This is a genomic window from Streptomyces aureus (assembly GCF_001418135.1).
GTDB classification, from domain to species: domain Bacteria; phylum Actinomycetota; class Actinomycetes; order Streptomycetales; family Streptomycetaceae; genus Streptomyces; species Streptomyces aureus_A.
Genome location: NZ_LIPQ01000610.1, coordinates 307 through 11,565 on the forward strand (window position 1 = coordinate 307; position 11,259 = coordinate 11,565).

An 11,259-nucleotide genomic window follows, 5' to 3' on the forward strand; every position below is an offset into this window, starting at 1 on the left:
CACCCTCGACGCGGCCACCGACGCCGACGCCACCGACAGGGCGGCGGCCGACACCGCGCCCGGCACCGAGGCCCGTACCGACGCCACCGAGGCCGACGCCGACACCGCCGCCACCGAGGCCGACACCGCCGCCGACGCCGACGCCAGGGCGAACGAGACCCCAGTGCCCGACAAGGCCGACAAGGCCGACAAGGCCGACAAGGCCGGCAAGGCGAACGAGACCGACGACGCCGACGGCGATCTCACCGAAGACACGACCGAGGAGGGGGCGGCCGATGCGCTCGCCGAAACTGGCCGCGCTTGAGCTGAAGCGCTTCGGCAGGGGAAAGCTGCCGCGCGCCGCGCTCGTCGCGATCCTGCTGCTGCCGCTGCTGTACGGCGCCCTGTACCTGTACTCGTTCTGGGACCCGTACAGCAGGCTCGACAAGATCCCCGTCGCCCTCGTCAACGAGGACCGGGGCGCCACCACCGATGGCAAGAAGATCAACGCCGGTGACGACATCACCAAGGGGCTGCTCGACAGCAAGACCTTCGCCTGGCACCAGGTGAGCGACGCCGAGGCGCGCGAGGGCGTCGAGGACGGCACCTACTACCTGTCCCTGACCATGCCCGGCGACTTCAGCTCGCGCATCGCCTCCAGCTCGGGCGACTCCCCCGAGACCGGCGCCCTGCGGGTGCGGACGAACGACGCCAACAACTACATCGTCGGCCAGATCTCCCGGACGGTGTTCTCCGAGGTCCGCACCGCGGCCTCCACCAAGTCCTCCCGCACCTTCCTCGACAAGATCTTCATCTCCTTCTCCGACATCCACGACGCCACCGCGAAGGCCGCCAAGGGCGCGGGCGACCTCAAGCAGGGCGTGGACAAGGCGAAGAAGGGCTCGAAGGACCTGGCGAACGGCCTCAAGGACGCCAAGACCGGCAGCGGCGACCTGGCCGCCGGCATGAAGAAGCTCGACAAGGGCGCCAAGGACCTGGAGAGCGGCTCCCGCAAGGTCGCCGACGGCACGCAGTCGCTCGCCGACAAGGTGAACGGCAACGCCGACAAGGTCCGCCCCTATCTGGCGAACAACGGCAGGTCGATCCGCGACACCGCCCGGCTCGTCTCGGACTCCGCCACCGCCGCCCGCAACAACCTCGACGACCTGGTGAGGCGTGCCCCGCTGGTCCGCAGCGCGGCCCATGCGGCCGACGACGAGCTGGCCCGGATCCACCAGGAGGAGTGCGTGGCGAAGCCGGGGGGCGCCACCGAGTTCCCCACCATCTGCGCCGGCCTCAAGAAGGCCTCGGTCTCGGCCGACGACGTCGCCACGATCGCGGACGACGTGCACGAACTGACCAAGAACAGCACGGGCGACCTCAAGACCCTCGACGCGCGGCTCGCGAAGCTCACGAAGCAGGCCGACGAGCTGGCCCGCCGCGCCCCGCACCTCGACGAGGACGTCGAGGACGCCATCCGGAAGATCAACGAGCTCAACGCGGGCGCGAAGAAGGTCGCCGCCGGGGCGGCGAAGCTGCACACCGGCATCAGCGGCGCCAAGACCGGCTCCGTGAACCTCGACACCGGCGTCGGCAAGCTCAAGAAGGGCGCGGGCGACCTCGACGGCGGTCTGTTCAAGCTGGCCGACGGCTCGGGCACCCTCGCCTCCGGCCTGAAGGACGGGGTCGGCCGGATCCCCGACTACGACGAGCAGGACCGCGACCGGCGTACGGAGGTCATGGCCGATCCCGTGCAGCTGGCCTCCCAGTCGCTGCACAAGGCACCGAACTACGGCACCGGTTTCGCCCCGTACTTCATCCCGCTCTCCCTCTGGGTCGGCGCCATGGTCGCGTACATGATCATCCAGCCGCTGAACCGGCGCGCGCTGGCCGCCGGCGCCTCCGCCTGGCGGATCGCCCTCGCGGGCTGGCTCCCGGTGGCGGCGATCGGCATCCTCCAGGTCGCGGCCCTCATGTCGGTCCTGCACTGGGGCCTCGGCCTCCAGATGGACCGCGCCGCCGGAACCGTCGGCTTCCTCGCCCTGGTCACCTGCTGCTTCTCCGCGATCATCCAGTGGCTCAACGCCCGCTTCGGCGCGGCCGGCCGGATCCTGGTCCTGGCGGTCCTGATGCTCCAGCTGACCTCGGCGGGCGGCACGTACCCCGTCCAGACCAGTCCGGGCTTCTTCAACGCCGTCCACCCCTTCCTGCCGATGAGCTACGTGGTCGAGGCCCTGCGCCGGCTGATCTCGGGCGGCGGGATCGGGCCCGTCTGGCAGGCCTGCGCGGTGCTCGCCGCGTTCACCCTGGGCGCCCTGGCACTGACCGCCGTGTCCGCCCGCAGGAAGCAGGTCTGGACGCTCGACCGGCTCCATCCCGAACTGACCCTGTGAGACGGGGCCGGTGACACCCGCGACACCTGTGAGAATCGACCCCATGGACAGCAGCAGCACCCGACGCCAGGCCACGCGCGCGAAGCTCTACGAGGCGGCCGTCACCCTCATCGCGGAGCAGGGCTTCTCCGCGACGACGGTGGACGAGATCGCCGAGCGGGCCGGCGTGGCCAAGGGCACGGTCTACTACAACTTCAAGAGCAAGACCGAGCTCTTCGAGGAGCTGCTGCGCCACGGGGTGTCGCTGCTCACGGCCTCGCTGCGGACGGCGGCCGAGGAGACCGCCGGACGCGGCGGGAGCCGGGTCGACGCGCTGGACGCGATGATCCGGGCGGGTCTCGTCTTCATCGACCGCTACCCGGCCTTCACCCAGCTGTACGTGGCCGAGCTCTGGCGCACCAACCGGGCCTGGAACTCCACGCTCCTGGTGGTCCGCCAGGAGGCGGTGGCGGTGGTCGAGGGGGTGCTTCGGGAGGCGGTCGCGGCCGGTGAGCTGAGCGACGAGATCGACGTGCAGCTGACGGCGGCGGCGCTGGTCGGGATGGTGCTCGTGGCGGCGCTCGACTGGCAGGCCTTCCAGAGCGAGCGTTCGCTCGACGACGTGCACGCGGCGCTCTCACGGCTGCTGCACGGCCGGGTGGGCGGCCGTTAGGCCCTGTCCCCCGGGACGGAAAAGGCCGGTCCGTCGAGGCTCGATCCCCCCGAGCCCCGCCGAACCGGCCTTCGCCGTACATCCCCCGTGACACCCCCGTGCCCCGTTGCGGCAGGCACGCGGCCCCGGTTCCGCCGCCCCGTGCCGGCGGTTCCCGGGGCCGCGCCCCTTCCGTGGACTCCACTCTTCCGTCTCGGCGTCCGGGACTCATCCGCGTACCTACTCATCTCGCCCCCTAGGTACGGGTACTCAGACTGGTTACGATCGCGGGCGTGTCCGTACTCCCCCTGGTGTTCACCAGCGGCTGGGCGAGCGGGATCAACGCGTACGCGGTGGTCCTGCTGTTCGGCGTCTTCGGCGCGACCGGGCTCACCGACGAGGTGCCCGAGTCGCTGCAGCGCACCGATGTCCTCGTCGCGGCCGGTGTGCTCTTCCTGTGCGAGGCGGTGGCGGACAAGATCCCGTACGTCGACTCCATATGGGATTCGGTCCACACGGTGATCCGGCCGATCGCGGGGGCCGTGGTCGGCGCCCTGCTCGCCGGACAGAACGGTTCGCTGCCGGAGCTGGCGGCGGGCGCGGTCGGCGGTTCCACGGCCCTGCTGAGCCACTTCGTCAAGGCCGGGACGCGGATGGCGGTCAACACCACGCCCGAGCCGTTCTCCAACGTCGTGCTGAGCCTGGCGGAGGACCTCGGGGTGGCGGCCGTCGTCACCTTCGCGCTCTTCCACCCGGTGGCGGCGGCGAGCATCGCGGGCGTGCTGCTCATCGGCGGCCTGGTGATACTGGTCTTCCTCGCCCGACGGATCCGCCGCTTCCTGCGCCGCAGGTCTCAGCGGCGGGAGGAGAGACGGCTCGCCGACGCGGAGACCCGCGTCCGTGCCCGGCCGCCGTCCGGCGACGGTTCGGAACACTTCTGAGCCCGTTCGGGACGGTCCGAGGCGCCGGATAAAGTCGCTGGCATGGCACGGATTGTGGTGATCGGCGCGGGACTCGGCGCCATGGCGGCGGCGGCCCGGCTGGCCGTGGCGGGCCACCGGGTGACGGTGTACGAGCGGGGGGCGACGTACGGCGGGGCGGTCGGCCGCTTCGCGCGCGACGGGTTCGCGTTCGACACGGGCCCGGGGCTGCTGCATCTGCCCGCCGTGTACCGGGACCTGTTCGTGAAGACCGGCAAGGAACCGCTGGAGGAGTGCGTCACGCTGACGCAGGTCGACCCGGCGAGCCGTCATGTCTTCGCCGACGACACCCGCGTGGACCTGCCGAACGCCTCCCGGGCCGGCACGGTCGCCGCCCTGGACGCCGCGCTCGGCGCCGGAGCGGGCGAGCGCTGGGGCGAGTTCCTGGTCCGGGCCCGCGAGGCCTGGGACCGCACCCGCCGCCCGCTCCTGGAGGAGCCGCTGCCGGCCGACCGGGCGCCGCTGGCCCGTGAGCCGTACCCGGCCCTGAAGGCGGGCCTGCTGCGCCGCCCGACGACGACGCTCGCGCAGGTCGGGGCGCGGGAGCTGCGCGACCCCCGGCTCGCCGCCCTGCTCGACGCGTACGCGTGGTCGTACGGCTTCGACCCCGCGACGGCCCCGGCGTCGGCCGCGGTCCTGCCGTACATGGAGCAGACCTTCGGCAGCTGGTACGTGGGCGGGGGCCTGCGGGCGCTCGCCGACGCGGTGTACGAGCGCTGCCGGAAGCGGCGGGTCGAGTTCGTCTTCGACACGCCCGTGGAGGACGTCCTGGAGAAGGGCGGCCGGGCGGTCGGGGTGCGCCTGGCGGGCGGCGAGACCGTCGAGGCCGACCATGTCGTCTCGGGTGCCCCGGTGCCCGCGCTCCACCGCGATCACGTCGTCGAGTGGGGCCACAGCGACGAATGGCCACACCATCAGGTCACCGGGACCGGCCGGGTGACGGTCTGTCTGGCGCTGCGCGGTCCCCGGGAGGCGGACGCCGTGCACCGCACCGTCGTCCACGCGGCGGGCGAGCGGCCGACGGTGACGGTGCTGCGCCCGGACGACCCGGCGCTGCGTCCGGACGCGGACCACGAGTCGGTGACGGTCACGGCGACCGTCCGTACGTCTCCGGAGCGGGACGCGGCCGCGTGGGAGGAGTTCGCCGGGCGGATGGTCGAGGCGGCCGGACACGCGGTCCCGGGGCTGCCGGAGCGGCTGTTGTGGCGGCACGTCCGCACACCGGAGGACGTACGGCGGGACACGGGTGTCGCCGAGGTGCCGGGGCCCGCGCTCGCCGGGGCCGGTGGACAGCTGCTCCCGGCCGGCAACCGCTCGCCGCTGCCGGGCCTCTGGTTCGCGGGCGGCTGGTCCCACCCGGGCGGCGGGCTCGCCCACGCCGGCATGTCGGGCGCGCTGGTGGCGGGGTTCATCGTGGAGGGCGCGGACTTCCGCGGCTCGCAGTAGACGGACGTGGGGCCCGGCGGATGCGCCGGGCCCCACGGTCGGTCAGTACCGGTACTGCTGCTGGTCGTCCGGGTGCGGCTCGTAGCCGTACTGGCCCGGCCCCTGCTGCTGGGGTGGCTGATCGGTGTCCCGCTGCTGCGGGACCCAGACCCCGCCGGGCGGGGTGTCGTAGCTGTACGAGGCGGCGTACGGGTCGCCGTAGTACGAGCCGTACTGCTGGCCGTCCGTGCCGGGGCCGATGTACGGGTCGGAGTAGGCGGCGTACTGCTGCTGCCCGGCGGCCTGGCCGTAGTCGTAGGCGGGCTGCTGCTCGTACGGGGGCGCGTAGGGGTCGTACCCGGTCTGGTAGCCCGTCTCGTAGCCGGTGCCGGGGGTCTGGGAGGCACCGTGGGCCGGGTCCTGGCCCATGTTGTAGACCCCGTACTGGCCGGTGTCCTCGGGCATCGGCAGGGGCTCGTAGACCGCGGTGCTCTCGGCGGCGGACGGAGCCTCGGCCCCCTCCGGTCCGGCGTACGGGGTGTCCTCGGCCTCGTAGGAGAGCTCGGTGACCTCAAGGGTGGGCCCGGCCTGCGCCGGAGGGGCGGACCTGCGGCGACGGCTCGCGCCGGGGTTCCCGCCGAGCGCCCAGCCGGTGGAGAAGCCGCGGCGGAAGGAGAGCGTCACATAGGTCTGGCCGACGGCGAAGGCGACCGCCCCGGCGATGATGACCGCCACCAGGGACGTCAGGACGCCGAGGACCACGCCGAGGAAGCCGCAGAAGGCGAGCACCCGCCAGCGCAGTCGCGCCTTGTACTGGAGGAGCACCTCCCCCAGCAGCCACAGCGCGACCACGCCGAATGCGATGTAGAGGACCGTCCACCCCATGCCCCGCCGCCCCTCTCCACGGTCACCGCCGCGGGTCGGGGCGGGTACGACCGGTCACGACTGCTGGTGCAGTCCGAGATTCTCGTAGATCTCGATCGCGGTGGAGCTGTTCAGCGTGATGAAGTGCAGTCCGGGGACACCCTCGGAGAGCAGCCGCGCGCAGAACTCCGTCGCGAACTCGATACCGATGGAGCGTACAGCGACGGGATCGTCCTTGACGGCGAGGATGCGCTCTTTCACATCCGCGGGGAAGTGGGCGTTGCTCAGCTGGGGCAGTCGACCGAGGGTCTTCACGTTCACAACGGGCATGACTTCGGGGATGATCGGGGTCTCGCAGCCCGTCTTGGCGACGCTGTCCCGCAGCCGCAGATAGTTCTCGGGGTCGAAGAACATCTGGGTGATCGCGTAGTCGGCACCGGCGCGGCACTTGTCCACGAAGTGCCGGATGTCCGTGTCCCAGTCGAGGGAGCGGGGGTGCATCTCCGGGAAGGCGGCGACGCCGACGCAGAAGTCGCCCGATTCCTTGATCAGCCGGACGAGGTCGGCGGCGTACTTGACGCCCTCGGGGTGCTCGACCCACTCCCCCAGCGGGTCGCCCGGCGGGTCGCCGCGGACGGCGAGCATGTTGCGGATGCCGGCGTCGGCGTACTGGCCCAGGATGTTGCGCAGCTCGGCGACCGAGTGGTCGACGGCCGTGAGGTGGGCGACCGGGGTCAGCGTGCTGTCGGAGGCGATCTTCTGGGTGGCCTTCACGGTGCCGCCGCGGGTGGAGCCGCCGGCGCCGTAGGTCACGGAGACGAAGCTGGGGCCGACCGCCTCGACGCGGCGCATCGCGTTCCAGAGGACCTGCTCGCCCTTCTCGGTCCGGGGCGCGAAGAACTCGAAGGAGTACGACGTGCCGCCGGAGGCGAGGATCTCGCGGACCGTGCGGGCGCGGTCCGAACGGACGGAAGCGGTACCAAGGGCCATACGGGCAGGTTAGACGGGCTGTGCGGAGGTGCGTGAACGGCGTCCGAGTGGTGGACACCGTTTTGGACAGGCGACGGGGCGGATCGCTGGACGAATCTCCGAGGGGCCCGGGCCGCCCCACGGGCCCGAGCAGCCGGACGGAGGGTCGGGCCCCGGGCCGCCCCACGGGCCCCGCACAGCCGGACGGAGGCCCTACTCCGCCGCGCGCTCCCGGACCCGCTTGGCGAGGGCGGCCGTCGCGGCGGCCGGGTCGTCGGCCTCGGTGATCGCCCGGACGACGACGATCCGGCGCGCGCCCGCGTCCAGGACTTCGTCCAGATTCGTCTCGTCGATGCCGCCGATGGCGAACCAGGGGCGGTCCTGGGCCAGCCCCGCCGCGTACCGCACGAGGCCGAGGCCCGGCGCGTACCGGCCGGGCTTGGTGGGGGTGGGCCAGCAGGGTCCGGTGCAGAAGTAGTCGACGCCGGGCTCTACGGCGGCCGCGGCCGCCTCGGTCTCGGCGTGGCAGGAGCGGCCGATCAGTACGTCGTCACCGAGGATCGCCCGGGCGGCGGGCACGGGCAGGTCACCCTGGCCCAGGTGCAGCACGTCGGAGCCGATGGCGTGGGCGACGTCGGCCCGGTCGTTCACGGCGAGGAGCCTGCCGTGCCGGCGGGCGGCCTCGGCGAAGACGGCGAGGTGCTCCAGCTCCTCACCGGCCTCCATGCCCTTGTCGCGGAGCTGCACGATGTCCACGCCGGAGGAGAGCACGGCGTCGAGGAAGGCGGGCAGGTCGCCCTGGCGCTTCCGGGCGTCGGTGCACAGGTAGAGCCGGGCGTCGGCGAGCAGCTCACGAGGCGTGGGCATGGGTGGTTCCCCCCGTCGGTGTCACGGGGGCGCTCCCCGTGGGTGTCGCGGGGCGGTACCCCGGCGGCGCGGCGCGGGGTTCCCCGCGTCGGTGGCGCGGGGCCGCGGCGGCCCGGCCGTGGGGCCGGTCGCCGCGACACCCGCTCATGGTGTCCTTCGGTGGCGCGTCAGATGGCGAGCGCCTGGGCGCGGCGCTTCACCTCCGTGCCACGGTTCTCGTTGAGCGCCTGCGCGGGCGTGCCCGGCAGGCTCTCGTCCGGAGTGAAGAGCCACTCCAGCATCTCCTCGTCGGTGAAGCCGTCGTCCCGCAGCACGGTCAGGAGCCCGACGAGACCCTTGACGATCTTGTCGCCCTGGATGAAGGCGGCGGGGACCTGCAGGGCGTTGTTCTCTCCACGGCGCACGGCGATGAGCTGACCGTCCTTGATCAGCTGCCGCACGCGCGTCACCTCGACATCGAGCATCTCCGCGATGTCGGGCACGTAGAGCCAGGCGGGGACGAGCGCATCGATCTTTACGTCAATCTCGGTCACAGGACAAGCCTGCCATCCCGGACTGACAGTCGGTAGTCGGGCCCTATGCGACTGCCGCCTTCAGGGGGACGGAGGGGTCCGCCGCGCGCGTGGGGTCGACGGCGGTGGCCGTCTCGATGAGCCTGCGGCCCTGGGCCAGGTCGCGGGGGCGGCCGACCGCGAGGAGCGCCACCGGGACCCCGGCGCGCAGCCACAGCACGGACCAGGTCTTCTCCGCCGGGTCGCCGCGCCAGAGCAGCTCGTCCGCGTCCGCGTGGTGCCCGGCGTACTGGACGAAGCGGCCGAACTGCTCGGACCAGAAGTACGGGACGGGGTCGTACGGCCCGGAGTCCGTCCCCGTACCGGCCCCGGTGATCGCCGCGGCGACCGTGCGGGGGCCCTGGAGCGCGTTGTCCCAGTGGTGGACGAGGAGGCGTCGCCCGTAGCGGGCGGAGGGGAAGGAGGCGCAGTCCCCGACGGCGTACACGTCGGGCAGGCTGGTGCGCAGCCGCTCGTCGGCGGTGACGGCGCCGCTCGGGTCGAGGGCGATCCCGGAGCCGGTGAGCCATCCGGTGGCGGGGAGGGCGCCGATGCCGACGACGACGGCGTCGGCGGGCAGCTCACGGCCGTCGGCGAGGACGACCCTGCCCGGCTCGACGATGTCCACGCGCGCGTGGGTGAGGAGCTCGGCGCCGTTCTCGCCGTACCACTCGGCCATGGGGGCGGTGACCTCGGCGGGCAGGGCTCCGGCGAGGGGGCGGTCGGCGGCCTCGACGACGGTGACGGCGCAGCCGGCCTCGCGGGCGGCGGTGGCGAACTCCGCGCCGATCCATCCGGCGCCGACGACCACGACGCTGTGCCGGCGCTCCAGGACGGGCCCGAGGCGGACGGCGTCGTCGAGGGTCCGCAGCAGATGGACCCCGGGGACACCTTCGGTGCCGGGCAGGGTGATCGGCTGGGCGCCGGTGGCGACGACCAGGGTGTCGTACGCGACGGGCCCGGCCTCGGTGTCGATCTCGTGGTCGGCGGCGCGGAGCCCGGTGACGTCGAGGCCGAGGCGGAGCTCGACACCGAGCTCCTCGAAGTCGACGTCGAAGGCCGAGCCCTCGGCGTTGCCGAGGAGGACGGCCTTGGAGAGCGGGGGCCGGTCGTAGGGCTGGTGGGGCTCGGCCCCGATGAGGGTCACGGGGCCGGTGAAACCCTGTTCGCGCAGGGCGACGGCGGTCTGGACGCCCGCCATCCCGGCGCCGACGATCACGACGTGCTGCTGTGCATGCTTCTGCTCGCTCACCCGACCACCTTACGCATCTGACGAACCGTCAGGAAGGGAGGGGTCTGCGGCCCACCGGAGGCGGAAGCTAGTGTGTCGGGCGTAAAGCACTCGCGGGAGCCCGGACGCACCGGGCTGAGAGGGAGGCTGGGACGGCCTCCGACCGTACGAACCTGATCCGGGTCATGCCGGCGAAGGGAGGGGCTGGACGCCCATGCGTTCTTCCGAAGTCCATGTGTCCGAGGACCGCGCGCCCGGGGCGGACGGGCCGGATGCCGACGCGTCCGCCGCGAACGCGCCGGATGCCGTTGTGCCCGATGCGGGTCCGTCCGACGTCCGCCGGGCCGGTGCCCACGGCACCGACGGCACCGACGTCCTCGTCGTCGGTGGCGGCATCATCGGCCTGGTCACGGCCTGGCGAGCCGCGCGACGCGGCCTGCGCACCGCCGTGATCGATCCGGCCCCGGGCGGCGGCGCCGCCCACGTCGCGGCCGGGATGCTCGCCGCCGTCACCGAACTCCACTACGGCGAGGAGACCCTCCTCGGGCTCAACCTCGCCTCCGCCGCGCGCTACCCCGCGTTCGTCGCCGAGCTGGAGGAGGCCACCGGCCACGACGTCGGCTACCGCGCCTGCGGCACCCTCGCCGTCGCCCTCGACGCCGACGACCGGGCCCACCTGCGCGAACTGCACGCCCTGCAGACCCGCTGCGGGCTCGCCTCGGAGTGGCTCAGCGGCCGCGAGTGCCGCCGCCTCGAACCGATGCTGGCCCCGGGAGTGCGCGGCGGGCTCCGGGTGGACGGCGACCACCAGGTCGATCCGCGCCGGCTCGCCGCCGCGCTCCTCGTCGCCNNCCGACCAGGTCGTCCTCGCCGCCGGGAGCCTGAGCGGCCGTCTCTCGGGCGTGCCGGACGAGGTGCTTCCGCCGGTGCGCCCGGTGAAGGGCCAGGTGCTGCGGCTGCGCGTACCGGCCCCGTACGCCCCCTTCCTCTCCCGGACGGTCCGGGCCGTCGTCCGCGGCAGCCACGTCTACCTGGTCCCCCGCGAGAACGGCGAGCTCGTCGTCGGCGCCACCAGCGAGGAGCTCGGCTGGGACACCACGGTGACGGCGGGCGGGGTGTACGAGCTGCTGCGCGACGCCCACGAACTCGTCCCCGGGCTCACCGAGCTGCCGCTGACCGAGACCCTGGCGGGCCTGCGCCCCGCGTCGCCCGACAACGCGCCGCTGCTCGGCCCCACCGCCCTGCCCGGACTGCAGCTGGCCACCGGCCACTACCGAAACGGGGTCCTGCTCACCCCCGTCACCGGCGACGTCATGGCCGAGGTGCTCACCACGGGGGTCCTCCCCGACGAGGCACGCCCCTTCACCCC

General features: G+C 73.2%; 10 protein-coding genes, 2 pseudogenes and 1 riboswitch. Of the genes and pseudogenes, 7 read left to right on the plus strand and 5 right to left on the minus strand.

The features are described from left to right. The 5 genes and pseudogenes from AOK00_RS40970 to AOK00_RS35005 all read left to right on the plus strand — a co-directional run. Positions 1-304, plus strand: a pseudogene (locus AOK00_RS40970) (hypothetical protein); the annotation flags it as partial. Next, positions 276-2,372, plus strand: a complete 2,097-nt coding sequence (locus AOK00_RS34990; RefSeq protein ID WP_055604149.1) for a YhgE/Pip family protein — start codon at positions 276-278, stop codon at positions 2,370-2,372. The pseudogene AOK00_RS40970 and the gene AOK00_RS34990, both read left to right, overlap by 29 nt. Positions 2,373-2,415: 43 nt before the next feature. Continuing rightward, positions 2,416-3,024, plus strand: a complete 609-nt coding sequence (locus AOK00_RS34995; RefSeq protein WP_055604150.1) for a TetR/AcrR family transcriptional regulator — start codon at positions 2,416-2,418, stop codon at positions 3,022-3,024. 272 nt (positions 3,025-3,296) lie between these two features. Continuing rightward, a complete protein-coding gene (locus AOK00_RS35000) occupies positions 3,297-3,944 on the plus strand; it encodes a DUF4126 domain-containing protein (protein WP_055604151.1) in 648 nt (215 codons plus the stop codon). Between the two features lie 42 nt (positions 3,945-3,986). Further along, the gene (locus AOK00_RS35005; protein ID WP_173861730.1) at positions 3,987-5,429 is read left to right on the plus strand and encodes a phytoene desaturase family protein; all 1,443 of its coding nucleotides are present in this window, start codon (positions 3,987-3,989) and stop codon (positions 5,427-5,429) included. 42 nt (positions 5,430-5,471) lie between these two features. Here the strand turns inward: AOK00_RS35005 and AOK00_RS35010 are convergent, their stop codons facing one another. From AOK00_RS35010 to AOK00_RS35030, 5 genes are all read right to left on the minus strand, one after another. After that, positions 5,472-6,293 carry a hypothetical protein gene (locus AOK00_RS35010; RefSeq protein ID WP_055604153.1) on the minus strand — a complete coding sequence of 274 codons (822 nt, stop codon included), beginning with the start codon at positions 6,291-6,293 and terminating at the stop codon, positions 5,472-5,474. A gap of 54 nt (positions 6,294-6,347) precedes the next feature. Further along, positions 6,348-7,262 carry a methylenetetrahydrofolate reductase [NAD(P)H] gene (gene metF, locus AOK00_RS35015; protein ID WP_055604154.1) on the minus strand — a complete coding sequence of 305 codons (915 nt, stop codon included), beginning with the start codon at positions 7,260-7,262 and terminating at the stop codon, positions 6,348-6,350. A 192-nt stretch (positions 7,263-7,454) separates the two neighbouring features. Next, positions 7,455-8,108, minus strand: coding sequence for a thiamine phosphate synthase (gene thiE, locus AOK00_RS35020; RefSeq protein WP_055604155.1), 654 nt, complete (start codon positions 8,106-8,108; stop codon positions 7,455-7,457). Positions 8,109-8,275: 167 nt separating this feature from the next. Continuing rightward, positions 8,276-8,641 (minus strand): Rv2175c family DNA-binding protein, encoded by a 366-nt coding sequence (locus AOK00_RS35025; protein WP_030314466.1) that lies wholly within the window; start codon positions 8,639-8,641, stop codon positions 8,276-8,278. A 43-nt stretch (positions 8,642-8,684) separates the two neighbouring features. Next, positions 8,685-9,911, minus strand: a complete 1,227-nt coding sequence (locus AOK00_RS35030) for an NAD(P)/FAD-dependent oxidoreductase (protein ID WP_055604156.1) — start codon at positions 9,909-9,911, stop codon at positions 8,685-8,687. An 82-nt stretch (positions 9,912-9,993) separates the two neighbouring features. Then, positions 9,994-10,107, plus strand: a riboswitch (TPP riboswitch). Here AOK00_RS35030 and AOK00_RS40975 point away from each other — a divergent pair. Next, the coding region (locus tag AOK00_RS40975) for an FAD-dependent oxidoreductase (protein ID WP_254047619.1) at positions 10,105-10,740 on the plus strand (636 nt) is incomplete at its 3' end. (Overlaps the previous riboswitch by 3 nt.) Before the next feature lie 2 nt (positions 10,741-10,742). After that, a pseudogene (locus AOK00_RS40980) lies at positions 10,743-11,259 on the plus strand (FAD-dependent oxidoreductase); the annotation flags it as partial.

Coding starts and splice junctions, on each gene's coding strand:
- AOK00_RS34990 (WP_055604149.1), top strand. CDS start 276: ATGCGCTCGCCGAAACTGGCCGCGCTTGAGCTGAAGCGCTTCGGCAGG.
- AOK00_RS34995 (WP_055604150.1), top strand. CDS start 2,416: ATGGACAGCAGCAGCACCCGACGCCAGGCCACGCGCGCGAAGCTCTAC.
- AOK00_RS35005 (WP_173861730.1), top strand. CDS start 3,987: ATGGCACGGATTGTGGTGATCGGCGCGGGACTCGGCGCCATGGCGGCG.
- AOK00_RS35010 (WP_055604153.1), bottom strand. CDS start 6,293: ATGGGGTGGACGGTCCTCTACATCGCATTCGGCGTGGTCGCGCTGTGG.
- metF (WP_055604154.1), bottom strand. CDS start 7,262: ATGGCCCTTGGTACCGCTTCCGTCCGTTCGGACCGCGCCCGCACGGTC.
- thiE (WP_055604155.1), bottom strand. CDS start 8,108: ATGCCCACGCCTCGTGAGCTGCTCGCCGACGCCCGGCTCTACCTGTGC.